Origin of the sequence: Clostridium kluyveri DSM 555 (genome assembly GCF_000016505.1) — a bacterium.
Lineage (GTDB): Bacteria > Bacillota > Clostridia > Clostridiales > Clostridiaceae > Clostridium_B > Clostridium_B kluyveri.
Window position 1 is genome coordinate 456,214 of record NC_009706.1, and the last position, 20,253, is coordinate 476,466.

Sequence of the window (20,253 nt, forward strand, 5' to 3'; positions counted from 1 at the left end):
TGATTTTATATTAGTGTTATTGTATAATTAAATTGTAAAAGTATATAATTTTAAGTATGTTTTATATTTATATAAATATCTACTATTTCTAATGGAGGTATTATTATGAAAAGATCATTAAACCTAAATAAATTGAAAAACAGACAAAGAACTAATATTAGTTCAGAAGAAGCATTAAAAGATGTTATACCTTTTAATTGGAGTAAAGAAGTATTAGATGGTAAAAAGAAAATAACTGTTAGTGGGGTTACTAAGTAAAAGTGGTGAAATATATTGTGTAAAGTTGGAGATATAATTCTCATTAAAAATTATAAAAGACATGGTAAAAATCTAAGGCAACATTCATTTATTGTTCTAAGTAATGAATCGGGAAAAATTGAAGGATTGAGTTATGACATTATATGTAATGTTATGTCTTCATTCAAAGATGAGAAACAAAAAAATAAAAAATTAAGTTTTCCAGGTAATTTTCCTATTGCACACGATGATTCTATTGTTAAAAATAATAATGGCATGGATGGGTTTATTAAGACTGAACAATTATATTACTTTAAAAAAGAAAAATTAGATTATCTGGTTATTGGCGAATTGAAAGAGGATATATTTAATTTAATATTAGAATTTATAGAAAATGAACTTGATATACCTTTAGAAGATATAACTGATAATTTATGAGAGTAAAAATAGTACAAGCTTTTAATTAATCTATAAAAATTAAGATATTTAAAGAACTTATAGCAATATAAGTTCTTTTTTAATGCAAAAAATTAATAAGGAAAGGGATTGATAAGGTGAAAAAAAGTGTACCTGCTGAAATAAAAAAGATACTAAATAGTAATAGCCAAAAATTATCTTATTTTGTTAAATGGTATGTAGACAGTGATAGGAGTGAAGAAAATTATGATAAAGAAATAAAATCCATGTGTCAGGTGGAATATGAGACAGCCATGAGTGATTGGCTGTTAAGAGAAGATGTACAGGGAGCTATTAAGGCATATCTAAAGAGTGTTAGGAATTTAAAGATGCTGGATATTTACAATAGTATGTACGATAAAGCTGTAAACAAAAGTGATGTTAATAGTGCCAAGTGGTGCCAGGATTTTTTAACAAGTGATTTTTTTGAAAGTAAAGAAGATGAAATTGATAATTACTTAAGTGGGATTAACATACCTGGATTGAAGAGAGGTGATAAATAATGGGATTAAGTAAAGAAACTGCACAAAAATTAAAGTACCTGTGGGAAGATGGTCATGAAATTGAATGGATTGAAACATTTATAAAAATAGTTAATAAGGATACGAAATTAGTACCTTTTATACTTACGCCAGAGCAAAAAAAATTTGTTGAAGAATTAGTTAAATACGGTATTGTACTAAAAAGTAGACAACTAGGAATTTCTGTAATTATAATTGCTTTAAGCATAAGGCAGTGTATTGTATATCCTAATTCAAATTGTTTACTTGTATCACACGATCAAAAATCATGTAATGCCATATTTGATAAATTAAAACAACAATTTAATTCATTACCTATGTGGTTAAAACCTAAAGAAAACGCTAATAACCGTCAAGAAATAAAAATGGCTAATGGTAGCAAAATTTCTGCTGTCTGTGCTGGAAATAAAGATGTAGGTCGTGGGGATACTTTGCATTTAGTACATTTAAGCGAATTTGCATTTTGGAAGATGCCTGAAAAACAATTAAATTCTATTACTCAGGCATTAGCACCAGATGGAAAATTAATTATAGAATCTACTGCAAACGGTCTAAATTATTTTTATAATTTATATTTCCAAGCTAAAAACAATGAAAATAGTTATAAGAGTTTCTTTTTTAATTGGATTGATGGAAGTACATTATTTGAGAAGGATTATGAAAATAGTGTTGAAATATATAAGGCAAAGAATAATAATGAATTGCTTAAAGTAGAAGAATTAAATGATGAAGAAAAGGAACTTGTTAATTTAGGAGCCACCATGGAACAATTAATGTGGAGAAGGTTAAAAGTTGCCAGTGGGGGACTTGATGCCTTTCATATGGAGTACCCTAGTCAAGATATAGAAGCTTTTATTTCAACAGGAGCAAATGTATTTGATAATAAAAGAATAACTGAAGTTCAAAGATCGATTAAGAAAAATAATTACATACCAAAAAATAATATAACTGATTTACCATTAGAATTACAAAAGTTTTATGGTAGGTCATTTTTTATTTACCAAATACCACAAGTAGGACAAAAATATTATATCGGTTGTGATTTAAGTGAAGGTGTGGGGTTAGATCATTCTGTGGTAGAAGTATTTAGTCAAGATGGTGAACAAGTAGCAGAATTCTATAATAATAAGGTTAAACCATATCAGATGGCTGAAATAATCAATATGATAGGAAGATATTATAATAAGGCACTTCTTAATATTGAGCGTGCTAGTGGAGGTAATAGTTGTATTGAAAGGTTGAGATACAACTACAAATATTTAAATATGTTAAAGCAAAAAATGTTTGATGAGAGAAATAAAGCTATTTGGCGACTGGGATTTGAAACAAATAGTAAAAGCAAAAATATTATAATAAATGACTTTATTGAATTATTTGATACAGGAGCTATAAAAATAAACTCTTTGAGATTGCTTCAAGAGATGCAAACATTTGTTATCAATGATACTGGAAACATGGGAGCTAATTCAGGAAGTCATGATGATTGTGTAATGGGTACAGCTTTGGCATTATTTGCCCTTAAAGATGGCAGACATTATAAATGGTAAGAAAGGATTGATTAAGTGGATATAAAAGAATACATAAATTGTAATTATAATGGGAGTAAGACATGGTTTTGCGAGGAAGTAAAGCAAAGTTATAATTTAAGCAGAATTAGTAAAATAGTGTGTAATAAAAACTATTTGGCCGGAAAGCATAAAATATTAGGAAAACCTGATATGCAATTTAAAGGTGGAGAATATAAAACCAAAAAACTTATTATACAAAAAGCAAAGACTATTTTAAATTTCCATAGTACATATCTTTTGGGCAAGCCATTGTCGTTAACAGGAAGTGAAAACAAAGTTAAAGAATATCAAATTATATATAGAGGGGCAGATTACAATGAAATTGATTTTGATATAATTGATAATATAGGTAAATATGGAGATGCGTATGAATATGTGTATCTGGATGAAAATAAAAATATATGCAGTAAATTAATTGATAGTGCTGATGCTTATCCAGTTTATAACAATAGTAATGAATATATAGCATTCATAGAACATTGGACAAGTACGTATAAAAATATTGATAGCAACGTAGAGTATTTTACTATATATTACACAGACAGAGTAGAACAGTGGAATAATGAAAGTGGTAATTTAATTATGGTTAGTAGCAGTAATAATTTAAGTGGATTGCCCATTCATTATCATAATAAAAATGATATTGATCCTAATTTTGGAGTATCTTTGTTAGAGGATATAAAGTTCATTTTGGATGAGGTAGAGGATTTATTATCTAAGCTAGGAGATGCCATATATACATTATCAATTAACCCTATTCCAGTTACTATAGGGCAGGAGTTGCTTGAAAAAACAATTAATGCAGATGTAGTAGGGTATGCAATTTCATTGGAAGATGGGGCAGATATGAAGTATATAAATGCTACCATGGATTATAATACCATAAAAATATATTTAGATAAGCTAGAACAGGAGTTGAATAGGTTGAAAGAGGAAGACGCTAATGATAGTGGTAGTAAGGATGATAATGTACAGGTTAACAGAAATAATTTGGATGGAAAGATTGTTAACTGATATTTGAAAATTAGTTAACATAATATCGAGTTGTACTGAGTAGTCAGTTTCTTTTTTATAACACACAAAATTTTAAAAAATTAAATATCTTAACTTAAGGATGTCATTATAATTATTAAGAAATAAAAGCATACTTGAAAATTTTACCTGTGGTGCTAGGCAACAAAAGAGCAAATTCAATGATATAATATACATAATATGCAGTATTGATGAAACTTTATACAATGTAAATAAAAGGCATATTATAGTATAATTAATGTGATATATAGTAATAAAAGGTAAAATAATTACCAATTTTTCGTATTCTCAATAGTAATTTATAGATAATTAAAATGCGAAGTTGTATAAATGCAGGTATATCAATAGGTTAGAGAATTTCATATGATATTTACAAGATCGCTAAATTATATTTAGCGAAGTTGTTATATCAATTGAGTTTAACTATCATTTAGAAGTTCCCTTGTAAATGTATAAACTTACAAGGGCATTAAAAGAAGCAATTCCCCTCTTCTGTTAATTTTGTTGTAGTTAGTACAATTTTTACCCACAGCAAAAATTGAGTTTTTCACACTAAAATACCTTTAAACCTACCCCGTTAACCCGTTTGAGGGTGTTTTGTCTCTTAGGTTTATGTGAATAAAATTCATAAGAAGCTGATAAATGAAAGGAAAGATTTTTAATGAGATGGAGTGAAGCACGAAAAATATATCCTAATAAATGGCTCTTGTTGGAAGCGATAGAAGCTTATTCAGAAAAAGGTAAAAGAATTGTTGAAGATTTTTCAATTATAAATGTACATGCTCAAGGGAAAGATGCTCTAAAAGAATATGCAGAAAAACATAGAAAGAATAAAAATAGAGAAATGTATGTTTATAATACAAAAAATAAAGAACTATTGATAGAAGAAAGAAATTGGATTGGAGTGCGTACATAGGAATAATAATAGAAGAGGTAAGGTTAAACATAATTATATGAAATGAAGATTAAAAGGGCGTCCAATTAGAGGATGTCTTTTTTATATCTAAAAACAAGAAAGGAAGTAATACTTTGGGAAGTGTAAAATATAGCAAAATAAAAACAAGCAATGGGTTAATAAATTTAAACATGAATGATAATGTTGAAATACATGAATTTGATTGTGATAATTATGAATATTTAAAAGTTTATGCTGCTGCTGGTAGATTAAAGTTATATGTAAATCATTCAGATGATTATATATCAATAGATGTTAATGGACTTATAGAATTTGAATTAAAAGATTTTCAAATAAATCATGTTAAATTTGAATTGGATGATGTGCCAGAAGGTGGAGTAAGGGAAGGTTATTTACAATATTATCTATGCAAATAAGGTGTCCAAAATTAAGGGTGCCTTTTTATATATTTAAAATAGGAAAGGAAGAGGTATATTAATGGCTATAACTGTATTAGAAAGGTTGAAATTAGAATTACATCATAAAGATTATTTTAAAGATGAAGAATACTCTATATATTTAAAAGAAAATAATTTAGATCCTATAGATACATATAATAAGGAAGAAATGCAAAGGAAGTTATTGTTTACAATTATAGATATATTAGAAACATTAGTAAACGATATTGATTTAATGCGAAAGATAGAAGATCCAACAACTCAATTGAGTATATCTGAATGTTATAAATTATTAGAAACAAGAATTCAAAAAATTAAAGATAGAATCGCGACATTACCTGATCCAGATGATGAAGATGGTAACTCCAATATTTTTATGTTATTCAGTAAGAATAGGTGGTAGCTAAATGAATACATTATTAAATTTTTATAATGTTGCAATAAAAAGAATGGGAAAGACCTGTGTAGTAAATGGTATTAATATTGTAGGTATTTTCAAGGAAATAGAAGACAAAAATTCAATAGATACAAAATATTTTATAACTGCTACAAATATAAAACAAGGTGATATAATAGAGTATAATGATATGAAGTATTTAATAATTAATAAGAATGAAAATATTAACGATGTTTATAATGTATACATTATAAGGAAATGCCCATATACAATTAACTTTAATATAGGTGGCTCTATAAATGTTGTTACAGGATATATAGAAACAAAAATGTTTGATGTCAACGATTCTAAAAAAATAATATTACCAGGAGGAACCATTATTGTAACGGTTCCATTAAATGGAATAACAAGCAGAATTGAAATCGAACATACATTTATAAAGATGGGGGCAGTATGGAGAATTATTGGACTTGATCTAAGTTTAGAAGGATTGTTAAAAATTACTGCTAAAGAAACTCAAATATCTCCATCTAACGATATGGAAAATGAAATAACTGGAGGAGGTAAGTTTTATAATTATGTTATGACCTTTACTCCTAAAAACATCAATATTAATGTAGGAATCACACAGAAGATAATAACTACAATATCAAAGGATGGCAATATTGTGAGTAATCCTATAATTACATATTCTAGTAATAATACATCCGTAGCCATTGTAGATTCAAATGGAATTGTAAGTGGTATTTCTCAAGGCACTTGTAATATAACAGTAACATTTGAAGGGGACTCACAGGTATATACAAAAGTAATACCAGTAACAATCAATGCTGTAGTAGCAAAAACAGTTAAATCCTCAACAAATTATAACGATATTGGAGAAATTACAAAACAAATAAAATTATTACGAGGTGATACTGCGAATATTACAGTATATGCTTACAAAAATAATTTAAAAGAATCAGATACATTTACATTTAGTTTTTCCGGTGTTGATTCTACTTATTACATTAAAAATATTATAGATGGCAATAATTTTAGTATTAAAAATGTTAGAGGTAGTGGTGGACAATATCTGACGATTACAGCTATTTCAACATCAGATAGTAGTGTAACAGGCAGTATTGAAATTAGATTAGCTGGAGAATGGTAATACTATTTTATTTAATTAAGTGTAATAAAATATAGTTTCAGTAAAAGTAAATTTTTTTACTGGAATTTAGGTGCTAAATCTCTGGAATTTCCGTAAAAATGTTGACTAGATAAAGAGTTAAATTTATAATAAATTTAGAAAAACGTCATAAATGCTTTTTATGATGTATCGAAGGGATTTGAAAAGTGGTTTTGAAGGTATGCCACAAAACATATCGAAAGATAAAAACATTGCAGGTATTGAAAATACTCCACAGATGCCATGACTTCTGACTGGGCTAGAATACCTTATGAAGTTTTAGATAAAGTTTCAAGAAGAATTGTTAATGAAGTTAAAGGAGTAAACAGGATTGTTTATGATATAACCTCAAAGCCACCAGCAACTATTGAGTGGGAATAAAAGTGATGTGCTGTTAAGCCAGTGTTTACAGAATGTTGAAATAGATTTATAGTTGAATAATTAAGTTAGTGAAAAGTAATTAGGATAGAAATATCTTAGTTACTTTTTTCTGTTTTTTGCAGTGTTTTTGGAGGTGATTCGTATATGCGAAAAGGTGACATCAAAGGGGGCAATTATTCAAGCAAAAACCAGAGATAAAAAAGACTTATAAAGAACTGTTTGAGGAGTTCATAATATCAATAAAGATAAAGGGGAGGAGCAAATACACACTAAGAAGCTATAAGCACCACAATAAATATTTCACTGATTTTTTAGGGGCAAATACATTAGCATTAGAAGAATGGTGTATATTACGGATTACATATAGGATAATGAAGTAATGATATTTCATCCCCAAAGCAAAACGAATGAGGCAGGCCGTGACAATGTACTATGGTTTAAACTAGAAATGAAGATGAATAAATAAGGAGATAAAGCAAAGAATAAACTTATATCTAATAAGGAGGTGAGTAATTTGTTTAGACATGAAAAGCAATTATTGAATAATATACAGGTAAAAGTCGAAAGACCTAATCCTCAATATGCTGCTCTTATGCAGGAGCAATTGGGTGGAGGAAATGGTGAATTAAAAGCAGCATTACAGTATTTATCTCAGAGTTTCAGAGTAAAGGATCAAACAATAAAAGATTTATTTCTCGACATTGGAACAGAAGAACTTAGTCATATGGAAATAGTCGCAGAAACTATTAATTTATTAAATGGACATAATGTGAATTATGAATCAGTAGGAAGTGGAGAAATTCAAAGCCATGTGCTTGGTGGATTGGCACCAGTTTTAATAAATTCTTCAGGAGCACCGTGGACTGCTGATTATGTGACAGTCACAGGAGATCTTGTGGCGGATTTGCTTTCTAACATAGCTTCAGAACAAAGAGCCAAAGTTGTTTATGAATACTTATATCGTCAAATTAATGATAAAGAAGTAAGGAACACGATAGACTTTTTGTTGAATCGTGAAGAGGCACATAATGCATTATTCAGAGAAGCGTTGAATAAAATTAAAGATATGGGCTCAAATAAAGATTTTGGTGTAACCGAAGATTCCAGATTATATTTTGATTTATCTACACCAGGTAAATATTTTGATTCACCTAAGCCTACTGAACCAAGTTTCGCAAATCCGAGAAGATAAGTTGAAAGGAGCTCCTAACGGGGCTCTTTCTTCATCTCCAAAACAAACAAAGCAACTAGCGACTAGGTGGTGATATTGAATGAACTAAGGGCACCAGATGTAAAAGAACAGGTTAGGCAGGACTATTTAAATGGTATGAAATATAAGGACTTGGCAGAAGAATATAATGTCAATTTGAATACAATAAAGTCATGGATATGGGAGAACTCTGTAATTTAATCAAGCAGTATGATGAAATGGTTCATAAGAACCCAGATATGGCAACAGAAGAACAGAGGTTGAGGATAGAAAAATTTAGGGTTGAGATTGAGAAGGTTAAAGGTAATAAAGAAACCACTTCCAATACAGCTCAAATGAGGGGGTTAATGTAAATGAAATGGAGGCCCTTTGTATTGTTTAGTAAGGTTAAAGTTAGCAGGAGGAAATTTAGTGGGTTAATTGTAAGTAATTATTGAGATGTGAATAATTAATCTATATAAATTAATTTCTTACAATCAAATACAATTTAATTTTTAACCTACACTCCAAATAGTATAATTGAATAATAATCATACTATTTTTTTGATTATTCTAAGAATCTTTATAATAAAAGCTCTGGCAAAACCAGAGCTTTTATAGATTAAAACATATTGAAATAATATTAAGGAACCAACGTGAGTATTCTCATGATCATTAACCATTATGTCCAATTTACTATATTTTATATTCATTTCATAAGTGTTTATGCAAAGATTGGAACTATTTAAATGAATCTGTATTTTGCATATTTATTAAAGTTCTTTTTGAAGATATGAGGAAATTTGATTTAGAGCCTTATCTGATTCACTTGTAATCTGATTCATTAATAGGAATCCATGGGTTACACTTTTATATCGAGTAACAGCTACCTTAACACCAGCTTCTTTTAATTTTTCAGCATAGGTTTCGCCTTCATCTCTTAGAGGATCAAATTCTGCTGTTATTATGAGTGTGTCAGGAAGTCCTTTAAAATTTTTTGCTAAGAGTGGAGATGCATAAGAATTAATTCTATCTTCTTTTTTTGGTACATACAAAGAGATATACTTTTGCATATCTGTCATTGAAAGATTAAAATCGTTAGCAAAATAAGACCAGGATTTACTGTTTAATTCAAATATGTTTGTAGAAGGATACACTAATACCTGACAAGCTATATGGGAACCATTTTTATCGCGTTCCATTAGAGAAGCTGCTGCAGAAAGATTTGCTCCTGAACTGTCTCCTACAAGAGCTATATGTGCCGAATTTCCATTTATGCTTTCTGCATTTTTATAAGTCCACTGGAGTACAGTATATACATCATTAAGTCCAGCTGGAAAAGGATTTTCTGGAGCAAGCCGATAGTCCACAGATATCACAATTGCATTTGTATTTTGTGAAAGTTTTCTGCAAATATTGTCATGAGTATTGAGGCTTCCTCCAATCCAGCTGCCACCATGCGAATAAATAATTACAGGAAGCTTACTAGCAACTTGAGGTGTGTATATACGCACTGGTATTTGTATTGACGATGTAGGTATACTTAAGTTTTTTATATTAGAAAAGTATATAGGTTCAGTATTCCATCTGGTAAAATCTTTATCAATGATATTTCGTATATCATTTATTGACTTATTATTAATTGAATTGGGGTTAATATATTTCTTGATTTTTAGCATGATGGCAATTCTTATATGAAGTTTGCCATAGTTTGTTGTAGTCCAGCTTTTAACGATTAGATAGCTTATTATAATAAAAATCAAGGTAGCAATGGTAAATATCCAGATACCTTTTTTTCTTTTCATTTAATTAAACCTCCACCTCCAAGAATGCAATAAATTATACTGTTAAAATATAAAGAATATTACATGTAGCTTATGTTAACGATATTTTATTATACTAAAATTTGCAATTATGTTTTTATCCAAAAGGAAGGATATGAATTTCTTAGAATATTAAGAACAATATGATGTTAGCTTATCTATATATTTATTTTCCCAATATCCTTGCCCATTCCCCCTTTTTGTTTCATTATACCTAATCTAAAACAATTCGTGAAAATTCCTGTAGAGAGTGTACTGAAATAATGGGCAGGGGGCATAAGAAAAGTGCTTTTAAGAACTGATAGCTTTAAAAATGTAAAAAACTATTGACATTTTATGGCTCAAGCAGTATGCTTTTAATATAAAATACTTTTGACATTATGGAGGCTTATTTATGAGAAAAATGGATGAGATGGAATTAAAGATAAACCAGGAAGGAATCAAATGGAGTTGGTTTTTTATGGTGTTGTCCCTTGTTATATGGGGTGGATATAACTATGTTAAAATCCAAGAAGTGTCGCTTCCTCTAACTCTAGTCACATTACAGTTTTTGGTGTACTTTTTTGTTACAAGCATTGCTAAATTAAAGGTGGATGATGACAGTAGCAGAAAACAAATATTGATTTATTTTGGCATAATATTCTTGATAATTGTATTTGGTGCAATTTTGTATTTCACTATTAGTTGTTGATAATTATGAAGAATAGTATAAAAAAACTACGTAAAGAAAAAAACTATAGGCAAGAAGATTTAGCTAATGCATTAGGCGTCACAAGACAGACAATAAATGCAATCGAAAATAACAAATATGATCCAACTCTATTGTTAGCCTTTAAACTGGCCAATATACTTGGAACAACAGTAGATAAACTTTTTGAACCTGATCTAACATAGAAGCATACCGCCTTGTGCTCATGGGATTAGGGTAGGGATATGGTGTTAACAGCCTTCTTAAGCTATGATAATGATATAGATGTATAATGAAGAGGGGAGTTTAGTATTCACCTCTATTGTATTTTATAAGATATATCTAATTCCTTAACGATTTAACAAAATAGGAATGAAAATATATATAAAAAAGGTGTTTATGATATTTCTTAAATTAATAGAATATTTTAAGCACTTTTTTATGTTTTTTGTGCTTTAAAAGGGGGCGTTTTAGAAGTTAAGTGTGGAGATCGTAGGTAGTCAACAATTTAGAAAAAAATTAAATAAGGAGACGAAAAAGTATAGTGAAGTTTATGAACAGTTTATACAACAACTGAAAATTAAGGGAAGAGTAGAGAGACAATTAAAAGCTCCCATTATCATAATAAATATTTCATGGAAGGGAATCGCATGAAGACGTAAGTGAAAAAACTAAATTTGATCAGACCTGCTGTCCGCCAAAGGATTAAAAAGCTTCAGGATAATGGAATAATTAAAAAGTATCAAGCAATAATTGATTGGGATAAATTGAGCCAGATAAAGAGTGCCAATCAGCATTGACTTATGCAGAAAAAACAAGATGTATTATTAGTTTTGAAAGGAGTTTTATGCGGATAGTATTTGAATGAAAAAATAAACATATACAGAAAGATAGACATGAATATGATTTATGTAACGAGGGATCGGATTAACCCCCTCGTTTTGGACAGAATCTAATAAATTCTTCATTTCTATTAAATTTAGACCCTTATTTGAATGTTTGTTAGGTTTTCTTCAAAATAAAGGTTATAAAATTCATGTGGAGCCATAAATCTTAAACTTGAATGTAATCTCCTATTATTGTAGAATTCCATAAATTCATTTACTATTTTGTATGCTTCTCCATAGCTTTGAAATTCATTAATTTTTAAACACTCATCCTCAAGTATTCTGTGAAATGATTCTACATGTGCGTTTTTATTTGGCGTCTTCACTGGTATTCTCTCATGTTCAATTTTAAGTTCTTCACAGCATTCATCAAATTTATGACTTATAAACTGGGGTCCGTTGTCTGTTCTTATTACTGGCTTTTTAGAGTCTTCCTCAAACAAGTTTCTTCTTATTAAGCACTTCCTCAGTAGTGCTGCAGCATCTTTAGCCTCACAGTGTAAACCCATGTGGTAATCTATAATGCTCCTATCAAAGATATCAATTAAATTTAGTAAGTAGAAGAATTTATCCTCACCTTCTATATAGCCATATTTTATATCCATTTCCCATAGTTGATTTGAGCCTGTTATAGTTCTGTTAATTGCAATATTTCTCTTTATTTTAGTTCTAATTATTCTCTGATCTTTAAGTATTCTGAGCTCTTTGCAAAGCCGATAAACCTTCTTATGATTAATCACAAGATTACAATATTTTCTTAAATGGTAAGTTATTTTTCTATATCCATAGTTAATAGCATCCCCGTCAATGGCCTCCAAAATAAATTCCTTAATCTGATCATCGCATACTTTCTCACCATCTCTGTTTATACTATATCCTTTTGGCTTTCCACCTTTAGGCCTAGTCTTTTCTTTGCCTTCTACACTTAAATTATAGTAATATGTTGATCTTCCGAGTTTAACTACTTTAAGTACAAATACTGCATTGTATCCTTGCTCTATATACTTTTTAGCTATTTCTACTTTTTCCTTAATTGAGGGTTTGATTTTTTTATTAAATCTCTAAGAATTGCTATTTCTAAATCTTTTTCTCCTAACAATTTTTTTAGATGATCATTTTCTTTTGTTACCTCTGTCAGCTCATTTTCAAGTTCTTTTTCTCCCTCAACTAAAGCTTTTCTACCAGGCTTAATTTTAATCTCATCCTTATCCTTAGAATTCCTTATCCACGTAAATATAGTTGATTTTGAGAGCCCATGTCTCCTTGATACCAGTGAAACATTTCCTACTTCTTTCACTTCTCTTAATACCTCTTCTTTTAATTCTTTCGTATAACTTTTTCCTTTCATAGTTTACCTCCAATCACTTTCTACATTATAATAAATATAGATGTAATGGTCCAAACCTATTTAGGGGCTTAAGAGGGATCTACATCCAATAGAACAATGGAATGGTGGTAAAGTTCATTTAATTAACGATTCCGTAATACACCTTATGCGGGGGCAAATATATACTATAGACAAATTAAAGTTTTTTACTATAGGGGGGTGCTTCTTCAACAGATAAGCAAAGTCGAATTAGAGGTATATCTTGGTGGGAAGCAGAAGTACTAAATTATACTGAATTTAAAGAAGGACTAAGCAATTTAGAGAGGGATAATTGGGAAGTTGATTATATAATAACCCATACTTGTTCCAGCAGTGTTCTTAATCAAATAAGTGTAATATTTGGATTTCAATCCAGACTAGAGGATGTTGTTAACAAATGTCTTGATATAATAGAAGAGAAGACTAAGTTTAAACATTGGTATTTTGGACATTCCCACGAAGACATTAATATAGATGAGAATCTAATATTGTAGATAATGTAATTTAAGAACTTCAAAAATTAGGATTTAGAACCGCTTTGTAGGTGTAATGAATAATTCTAATATTATTTCAACATGTGATTTACTATAAGTTAACAATATATAATCATATAATGTTATAATTTACTTATAAGCTAACGTATAAAAGTAAATTTAAAGGGCGGCGTAATTTATAAATGTATGAGAAGGATTATATAAAAAGATTGATAACGTCAATTGGGCAAATGTTAGTTGCTATTTCGGCTGGAAGAGATGCTGTAAAAAGTAATATAAAATTAGATAATAATTTGGAAGCTCATATCATATTGTAATGTTACAACTGGTAAGAAAAATTTAAATGAAGAACAAATTTTTATAAAACACTATGGAGGATACATATGGAAAATAACAAAATAAAGCAACAGCCATTAACAACTTGCTTACTGGTAGTGTATTTGCTTATATTAACTTGGATTATAGTATTTAAAATGGAATTTTCAATTCAGGAGTTAGATCGTTTTCGTGGCATTAACTTAATTCCATTTCATGAATCGGTAATTGTAAATAACAGGATTGAATTTTCAGAAATATATCAAAACTTATTTGTATTTATTCCTTTTGGACTTTACATTAGTATGTTGAAAAGCAACTGGTCTTTCTTAAAAAAGATTGTTCCAATAGCAAGTGTGAGTTTATTATATGAGTTATTGCAGTTTATATTTGCAATAGGTGCTTCTGATATAACTGATCTTATAGGAAATATTGTTGGAGGAATTATTGGAATTATAATTTATATTGTTCTTAGCAGATTATTTAAAACAGATTTTAAAACAAATAAAATTCTTAATATTATTGCGTTAATTGGAACAATTTGTGTAGTTATGTTTTTAGCACTTTTAGTTATAGGTAATTAATCATTTTATTACTTCTTTTAAACGTCATAGAATTATTTTAAAGGCATTAGAAATAAGAGGTATGTGTAATTTACCTCTTTATTTTTTTGGTGCCTCAAATCGCATTTTTCGAAAAATGGGTACTCCGAAAACGTTGATGTAAGTGTGTTTTTAAAATAAGGAAATTAGGGATATATCCTCTAGTTATTAAACTTATGTTCTCTATGCCATTTTAAGTATTTTTTATGTTTTTTCAATACTAATATTTCCGAACATACAGTATAATAATTTTATTATATCTGGTATAGTTAGATGTTCTGGCAACAAAAAATAATGAAACTTTAAGAATACAAGTTAAAAAATATATTAATTAATAGAAAAGTTAGCTTGGAAATAATATATCATACTAAAATTGATGATGACGGGATTGTTATTATTAATTCTAATGGAAATAGGAGAAATTTTAGTATAGATACTTTAATAGATGATAATTTTAAAGGAAGGGGTTCATGAGTAATAAGTGCAGTATTGGCTAGTATTCCTCAAGTGGTTAAAGATACTAGTTAAGGAACAAATGTGTTAAGATGGAAATGTAACAAGTAAAATAAATATCATCAATTGATATTTAATACTTTTTAACGTACATTCACATCCTTTCTAATTAATTTTATAAATATATTTAGCCTATAAAAGCTTACTGATTACCATTACACTATGTGTCTGCATATCGGCATTTATTTCTTGTACATAATGGTGTGTCTAAATCTATACGGAAATACATTCTTCTATCATTTTTAACTGAAAATTTGTCCATTATGATTAACCCCCTTTAGTAATATTGATTACTTTAATCTTTGGTAAATAGTGAACTACTACCACTTATAGAAGTGGATGATAGCTTCTGATCAATATATTTAGATGAAACAAAAATCTGTAGCTTTTGAGAGTTGTAAATGTGGAAAATAATAGTATACTTATAGTATTATAGTTTGTTACATAAATGATACTATTAGAATGCTAAAGAATTGTTAAGAAGGTGTAAAGTTAATGAGTGATTTTTGAAATTTTCTTTGAGGCTGTACTTGCTATTGCATTAACTGCATTTGATGAATAACATTCTAAAATGAATTTTAAAAACGATATGGAGTGATTATTGTGTTTAAGGAAATGCGAAGAAAAGACAGAGAACTGAAAAATGATGAAGCTATTGAAATTTTAAAAAATAACAGTTATGGTATTTTATCAACTGTAAGTAAAAATAGTTATCCTTATGGGGTACCAGTAAGTTATGTTTTTTTAAATAATTCAATATATTTTCATTGTGCTGTTAAAGGACATAAATTAGATAATATATTAAATAATAGTAAAGTATCTTTTTGTGTGGTTGGGCAAACTTGTATTTTACCTGACAAATTTAGTACAAAATATGAGAGTGTAGTGGTATTTGGAAGGGCAGTTGAAATTTTTGATGATGAAAAAAATACAGCTCTTTTAGAAATATTAAATAAATATTCGCCAGATTATATTGAAAAAGGAAAAGGATATATTAAAAACTCAAGTAAAGCAACTAAAGTAATAAAAATTAGTATTGGGCATATTTCTGGAAAAGCAAGGAAATAGTTAATTTAGCGTTCAATTGTAACATTTTTATCATAATAGAATAATCCCACAATTGGTAAATTTGAAATTAGATGAATGAGATATACTTTATAGTTTATGCTACATGTAATAATTAATAAAAAAGGGATATAGAGGGTCCTATTCTATATTTCTATATTTTTCGTTTCACCTTTTAAGCAATTTCCAGCATATGCCCAGCCTTCTTCAGTTTGCATGAATGTTGGATATACATATTCTCTTTTTCTATCAATATATACTTTAATGGGTTGCATTATCTGGATTATATCATTTTCACATACTACAGGTAATGAACGAAGGAAGTAAGCAATCATTTGAAAATCAACTAAATCTCCAACTTGTAGATAGTCGTTTATATCTCCTTCCCATGCTTGATATGTTTTAACTTTCTTCATTTTTATCAGCCCCTATTATGGATTTTTTATAGTACCCTGTTGTATTAATTTTTTAATATCTACAGTTATGTAAAGATATTTTTACTTCTTTATGCTCATAGATATTGTACCAAATAATTTCCCATCCTGTATATGCTTTTTTATAATATTTATAATATCCTTCTAATGAATAAATGTTTATTCTTATAAAAGTTGCAATTGAGACAAATGTGAAGTTAATAATATATCTTTTGAGGTTAATATTATCGATGTATCAAAGAGATTAAAGTGTACTTAGTGTGGGCAGACTAAGTTTAATATTTAAAACATTACATACATTTCATTTGAAAGGTACTGTCTAACTAAGTATTTTCAAACAAAAATAGTAGGCATTGGTGCAAAGTTTATTGAATAAGACTTTTCTGGAATTAAATATTTAAAAGAAAGGGTGACGAATGCTGAAACTGTAATTATACATCTAAAATGTGATGGAGAAATTGAAGAAGTTTTAAAAGATGTTAAAAGTATTATGGAGGAGTAGAAATTATGACATTAAATTTTTTGGGCAGAGGTTCGGCATTTAATATAAAAGAAGGAAATAATTCGGCTTATATAAAAGAAAATAATAAATTAATACTACTGGATTGTGGAGAAAGTGTTTTTGAAAAAATAGTTAGTAAAAACCTCTTAGAAGATATTAGAGATGTTCACGTGTTAATTACTCACCTTGATTCAGATCATGTAGGTAGCTTAAGTAGTTTAATCTATTATACCAGATATATAAAGCAAATAGTAAGTAATGTTTATTTTCCTGATAGTGATTTATATAATTTATTGAAAATACAAGGACACATGGAAGGACAAGATTATAGATTCAATTATATAGATATTGATACAAATACTTCCAGTGAATTTGGTAATATTAGGCCAATAAAAGTAGAACATATAGAAACGTTGAATTGTTTTGGCTATTTATTGTATGTAAAAGGTAAGTTGATTTGGTATAGTGGTGATTGTAAAAATGTTTCAAATATTATTAATGAATATGAAATTGATGAATTTTATCAAGATACCTGTTTGGCTGATTATGAAGGGAACATTCATACATCATTAAGGATATTGTGTGAAACCATTCCAAAACATAAAAGGAGCAAAATATATTGTATGCATATTGATTGTGAGGAGCTAATTAAAAAAGCAAAACATGAAGGGTTTAATGTTGTTGAAATAAATTAAATTGCAATTAGGGTGTCTATTTTTTACTTAAATTTATATACTAAATTTAGCAGTACTAAAACTATGAGAATTATTTTATTTAAATTTAGTTTGTTTTTAAATTGTTTTTTACACTCTTAACCAAGTTAACTATATTCATGTAAGCTTGCTGGGTTCCTTTGGTCACAATGGGTCTACCAAAATTTACCCAATGCAATTTTCTTGAAGCATATCCACCTATATTCATAAGAAGATTAACAGTTGGCTTGGTATCTACAATAAGAAGTTCATTATTGTTCCCGTGTAAAATAGAGTACATATCCTCAATGGCACGTACAACTAAATTTTGATTGTACTTTCTGGCTAAAGTGTAGACTTTTGCATTAAATTCGTCTTCTCCAATATACATCAACCGTCCGATTTGATTTTTTTCAATTTTATCAAAGGTTGGCAAACTAAGTAACTCTTTTTTATTTGGTATTCTATCCACTGGTAATCTATTAATATGTATATTAGCTGCTACTGACGTAGAGTGAGCTCCTCCTACATCATGGTATATAACTATCATAATTATTACATCTACTCTTTTACAATGGATTTTATAAATATATATAGTGTGTTTATATTGTTAAAAAATATTATATTTATAATGCTTTTTAATTTTCATGCAGGTAAAATATGATAAGACCTGTACCTTGATTAGGGTGCAGGCTTCATCTTGTAAATATAATTTATTCACTTTCTAGCTATTTCATCACTTCATTATCTAAATTAAAGACAAATTATTTTAATTACTTATAAAAAAAGTGGTTAAAATTTTGGTAAATCCTTTAAATTCTCAACATCCATAATATCAGGATCTGCTACTAGATATTCTCCTCCATCTTTACCCTTAACTACACCAACTCCCTCAATTATATGCTCTCTTGCCATCATTATGGCATGATTTAATGGAAGTATTTCACCATTTTCAAGTAAGACATCCGTGATTTTTCCGTCATGATTTTTCTTTATCTTAATAATTTTTGAATTTTTCATTATGCAGTCCTCCTACCTCAATAATATGGTTATAGTCATTCAAATATATTTTAATAAAAAACTCGATTATTTATGCAAAATTTTTGTTAACTAATAGAGATTTTTCATAAAAGAACATATTTACTTGATGTGAAAACCTGGTGATATAAATGGAGACAGTATATTTAGCTTTTAGTGAATTGACATATCAACGCAGCAATTATATGATAGTGTTAAACATATGGGTTAAAGTAACATGTTCATTAATTTAAATTATATCTAGATTAAAAATTTCAAAAAGAAAGGTATGATGTTTTGTGTTAAATATAAATAAATACTCTAAAGTGGCAATTGTAGTAAATGGGGAGGTGTGTGAGGAATAACTATTAGAACCTCCCCTCTATAATAAATTTATTTACTTAATATGGGAGGAATAAGAATTGGATAAAATAAATTTATATAATTTGGGTTTAAATGAGAGATATATTCAGGAAACTGAAATGTATGAAAAATACCTATATATTGCAAGGGTATCCACTCAGTATAAGGATATGTATAAGATAATTACTGAAAATGGAGAAATATTGGCCAAAGTTTCTGGCAAATTAATCTATTCATCAGATTCAATTACTGATTATCGGGCAGTTGGAGATTGGGTTTTAGTAGATAGAACCACTGATATAAATGGAAATGCAGTTATTCATCGAATTCTTTCAAGAAGAAGTTATTTCGAAAGGAAGGTATCAGGAGCAAAGACTAAGGATACATTACAAATGGTAAAACTATAGCTTTTATTGGCTCATCAGATGTTGGTAAGTCTACTCTTATTAATAAGCTTATAGGTAAAGAGTTCTTAAAAACAAATGATGTAAGAAATGATGATAAAGGCAGGCATACCACTACTCACAGGAAATTGATTTTAGTTCCTGGTGCTGGAGTTGTAATAGATACTCCTGGAATGAGAGAATTAGGTATAATAAGTGCAGATTTAGATAAATCTTTTAGTGATATAGAAGAAATAGCTAAAAGGTGCAAGTTTTCAGATTGTCAACATGAAAGTGAACCTAAATGTGCACTAACTGCTAAAAATACTAATTATTATATCATTTGTGAATTATGTAAATGAAAAGGAGTGTAAGAATTATGGAGATAAAAGGACTCAACGAATTTCAAAAATCACTAGAAGATATGTCAAAGGAAATTGAAGAGTTAGAAAATAAATTAGATGTATCATTTGATAAGTTGTTTAATGAAAGCTTTATGCAGCAGTATACATCTTATAAGACTTGGAATGAATTATTAAGTAAAAGTGGCTTTGGAGTGAAAAACGATGAGGATTTTAAAAAGATTCCAAATAAAAAATTAAACAGATATATTAGAAAAGTAACATCTTTTAAAAATTGGGAAGATATGCTTAATAAAGCTACTGAAATTTATATGTATAAACAAATAGGAATTTAATTTGTTAGTTATCCGAAGGCTGTAATTAGTTAACGCCTCCATCTTCTTTAAAGTGGGGTATAAGCACTGCTACGCCCCTGGGTTCTTTCCCTAAAGGATAAGTATTC

General features: G+C 28.6%; 27 protein-coding genes and 1 pseudogene. 22 read left to right on the forward strand and 6 right to left on the reverse strand.

Translation table 11 applies throughout. From position 1 onward, the window contains the following. Positions 1-105: 105 nt before the first annotated feature. From CKL_RS20545 to CKL_RS19640, 13 genes and pseudogenes are all read left to right on the forward strand, one after another. Entirely contained in the window at positions 106-258 is a 153-nt protein-coding gene (locus CKL_RS20545; protein ID WP_011989046.1) for a hypothetical protein, read from the forward strand. Between the two features lie 15 nt (positions 259-273). Then, positions 274-675, forward strand: a complete 402-nt coding sequence (locus CKL_RS02360) for a hypothetical protein (RefSeq protein ID WP_011989047.1) — start codon at positions 274-276, stop codon at positions 673-675. A gap of 116 nt (positions 676-791) precedes the next feature. Beyond that, positions 792-1,196, forward strand: a complete 405-nt coding sequence (locus tag CKL_RS02365; RefSeq protein ID WP_011989048.1) for a hypothetical protein — start codon at positions 792-794, stop codon at positions 1,194-1,196. Continuing rightward, positions 1,196-2,761, forward strand: a complete 1,566-nt coding sequence (locus CKL_RS02370; protein WP_011989049.1) for a phage terminase large subunit family protein — start codon at positions 1,196-1,198, stop codon at positions 2,759-2,761. The genes CKL_RS02365 and CKL_RS02370 overlap by 1 nt, the downstream gene beginning before the upstream one ends. 15 nt (positions 2,762-2,776) lie before the next feature. Continuing rightward, positions 2,777-3,796 (forward strand): phage portal protein, encoded by a 1,020-nt coding sequence (locus CKL_RS02375; RefSeq protein WP_011989050.1) that lies wholly within the window; start codon positions 2,777-2,779, stop codon positions 3,794-3,796. A 679-nt stretch (positions 3,797-4,475) separates the two neighbouring features. After that, positions 4,476-4,730 carry a hypothetical protein gene (locus CKL_RS02380; RefSeq protein ID WP_011989051.1) on the forward strand — a complete coding sequence of 85 codons (255 nt, stop codon included), beginning with the start codon at positions 4,476-4,478 and terminating at the stop codon, positions 4,728-4,730. 113 nt (positions 4,731-4,843) lie between these two features. Continuing rightward, positions 4,844-5,146: a hypothetical protein gene (locus tag CKL_RS02385; protein WP_011989052.1), complete on the forward strand. Its 303-nt coding sequence runs from the start codon at positions 4,844-4,846 to the stop codon at positions 5,144-5,146. A 61-nt stretch (positions 5,147-5,207) separates the two neighbouring features. Beyond that, complete coding sequence (locus CKL_RS02390) at positions 5,208-5,570, forward strand: hypothetical protein (RefSeq protein WP_011989053.1); 363 nt, start codon at positions 5,208-5,210, stop codon at positions 5,568-5,570. Between the two features lie 4 nt (positions 5,571-5,574). Further along, positions 5,575-6,717 (forward strand): Ig-like domain-containing protein, encoded by a 1,143-nt coding sequence (locus CKL_RS02395; RefSeq protein WP_011989054.1) that lies wholly within the window; start codon positions 5,575-5,577, stop codon positions 6,715-6,717. Positions 6,718-6,966: 249 nt separating this feature from the next. Continuing rightward, positions 6,967-7,116, forward strand: a pseudogene (locus CKL_RS19635) (GMP synthase (glutamine-hydrolyzing)); the annotation flags it as partial. Positions 7,117-7,630: 514 nt separating this feature from the next. Continuing rightward, positions 7,631-8,308: a manganese catalase family protein gene (locus tag CKL_RS02400; RefSeq protein ID WP_011989056.1), complete on the forward strand. Its 678-nt coding sequence runs from the start codon at positions 7,631-7,633 to the stop codon at positions 8,306-8,308. A 75-nt stretch (positions 8,309-8,383) separates the two neighbouring features. Continuing rightward, positions 8,384-8,527, forward strand: a complete 144-nt coding sequence (locus CKL_RS20550) for a hypothetical protein (RefSeq protein ID WP_155814012.1) — start codon at positions 8,384-8,386, stop codon at positions 8,525-8,527. Further along, positions 8,500-8,679 carry a hypothetical protein gene (locus CKL_RS19640; protein ID WP_242652520.1) on the forward strand — a complete coding sequence of 60 codons (180 nt, stop codon included), beginning with the start codon at positions 8,500-8,502 and terminating at the stop codon, positions 8,677-8,679. The genes CKL_RS20550 and CKL_RS19640 overlap by 28 nt, the downstream gene beginning before the upstream one ends. A 399-nt stretch (positions 8,680-9,078) precedes the next feature. Here the strand turns inward: CKL_RS19640 and CKL_RS02405 are convergent, their stop codons facing one another. Beyond that, positions 9,079-10,110, reverse strand: a complete 1,032-nt coding sequence (locus CKL_RS02405; protein WP_011989059.1) for an alpha/beta hydrolase — start codon at positions 10,108-10,110, stop codon at positions 9,079-9,081. A 412-nt stretch (positions 10,111-10,522) separates the two neighbouring features. On the opposite strand from CKL_RS02405, the gene CKL_RS02410 reads away from it, so the two are divergent. From CKL_RS02410 to CKL_RS20555, 3 genes are all read left to right on the forward strand, one after another. Next, a complete protein-coding gene (locus CKL_RS02410; RefSeq protein ID WP_011989060.1) occupies positions 10,523-10,819 on the forward strand; it encodes a hypothetical protein in 297 nt (98 codons plus the stop codon). A gap of 5 nt (positions 10,820-10,824) precedes the next feature. Continuing rightward, complete coding sequence (locus CKL_RS02415) at positions 10,825-11,022, forward strand: helix-turn-helix transcriptional regulator (RefSeq protein ID WP_011989061.1); 198 nt, start codon at positions 10,825-10,827, stop codon at positions 11,020-11,022. A 277-nt stretch (positions 11,023-11,299) separates the two neighbouring features. Beyond that, positions 11,300-11,470 (forward strand): hypothetical protein, encoded by a 171-nt coding sequence (locus tag CKL_RS20555; RefSeq protein WP_011989062.1) that lies wholly within the window; start codon positions 11,300-11,302, stop codon positions 11,468-11,470. A gap of 325 nt (positions 11,471-11,795) precedes the next feature. On the opposite strand, the gene CKL_RS02420 is transcribed toward CKL_RS20555, so the two are convergent. Together CKL_RS02420 and CKL_RS20560 are read right to left on the reverse strand one after the other, a co-directional pair. After that, positions 11,796-12,749, reverse strand: coding sequence for an IS3 family transposase (locus CKL_RS02420; RefSeq protein WP_148204824.1), 954 nt, complete (start codon positions 12,747-12,749; stop codon positions 11,796-11,798). Continuing rightward, positions 12,722-13,051: a transposase gene (locus CKL_RS20560; protein WP_011989064.1), complete on the reverse strand. Its 330-nt coding sequence runs from the start codon at positions 13,049-13,051 to the stop codon at positions 12,722-12,724. Before CKL_RS20560 ends, CKL_RS02420 begins: the two co-directional genes overlap by 28 nt. Before the next feature lie 895 nt (positions 13,052-13,946). On the opposite strand from CKL_RS20560, the gene CKL_RS02430 reads away from it, so the two are divergent. Both CKL_RS02430 and CKL_RS02435 read left to right on the forward strand, forming a co-directional pair. Beyond that, positions 13,947-14,462, forward strand: a complete 516-nt coding sequence (locus tag CKL_RS02430; protein ID WP_011989065.1) for a VanZ family protein — start codon at positions 13,947-13,949, stop codon at positions 14,460-14,462. Positions 14,463-15,596: 1,134 nt separating this feature from the next. Beyond that, entirely contained in the window at positions 15,597-16,061 is a 465-nt protein-coding gene (locus CKL_RS02435; protein WP_011989066.1) for a pyridoxamine 5'-phosphate oxidase family protein, read from the forward strand. A 143-nt stretch (positions 16,062-16,204) separates the two neighbouring features. Here the strand turns inward: CKL_RS02435 and CKL_RS02440 are convergent, their stop codons facing one another. Further along, a complete protein-coding gene (locus CKL_RS02440) occupies positions 16,205-16,474 on the reverse strand; it encodes a hypothetical protein (RefSeq protein WP_011989067.1) in 270 nt (89 codons plus the stop codon). 525 nt (positions 16,475-16,999) lie between these two features. Between CKL_RS02440 and CKL_RS02445 the strand changes: the two genes are divergently transcribed. Continuing rightward, a complete protein-coding gene (locus CKL_RS02445; protein WP_011989068.1) occupies positions 17,000-17,689 on the forward strand; it encodes an MBL fold metallo-hydrolase in 690 nt (229 codons plus the stop codon). Positions 17,690-17,774: 85 nt separating this feature from the next. Here the strand turns inward: CKL_RS02445 and CKL_RS02450 are convergent, their stop codons facing one another. Both CKL_RS02450 and CKL_RS02455 read right to left on the reverse strand, forming a co-directional pair. Further along, a complete protein-coding gene (locus CKL_RS02450; RefSeq protein ID WP_011989069.1) occupies positions 17,775-18,236 on the reverse strand; it encodes a DUF3189 family protein in 462 nt (153 codons plus the stop codon). A 242-nt stretch (positions 18,237-18,478) separates the two neighbouring features. Next, complete coding sequence (locus tag CKL_RS02455) at positions 18,479-18,706, reverse strand: DUF3892 domain-containing protein (RefSeq protein WP_011989070.1); 228 nt, start codon at positions 18,704-18,706, stop codon at positions 18,479-18,481. A gap of 419 nt (positions 18,707-19,125) precedes the next feature. Between CKL_RS02455 and CKL_RS21175 the strand changes: the two genes are divergently transcribed. From CKL_RS21175 to CKL_RS02470, 3 genes are read left to right on the forward strand one after another with little or no spacing between them, the layout of a single operon-like run. Next, positions 19,126-19,473 carry a ribosome small subunit-dependent GTPase A gene (locus tag CKL_RS21175; RefSeq protein WP_011989071.1) on the forward strand — a complete coding sequence of 116 codons (348 nt, stop codon included), beginning with the start codon at positions 19,126-19,128 and terminating at the stop codon, positions 19,471-19,473. Between the two features lie 38 nt (positions 19,474-19,511). Then, a complete protein-coding gene (gene rsgA / locus CKL_RS21180; protein ID WP_242649471.1) occupies positions 19,512-19,811 on the forward strand; it encodes a GTPase RsgA in 300 nt (99 codons plus the stop codon). A 17-nt stretch (positions 19,812-19,828) separates the two neighbouring features. Beyond that, positions 19,829-20,146, forward strand: coding sequence for a hypothetical protein (locus CKL_RS02470; protein ID WP_011989073.1), 318 nt, complete (start codon positions 19,829-19,831; stop codon positions 20,144-20,146). Positions 20,147-20,253 lie beyond the last annotated feature (107 nt).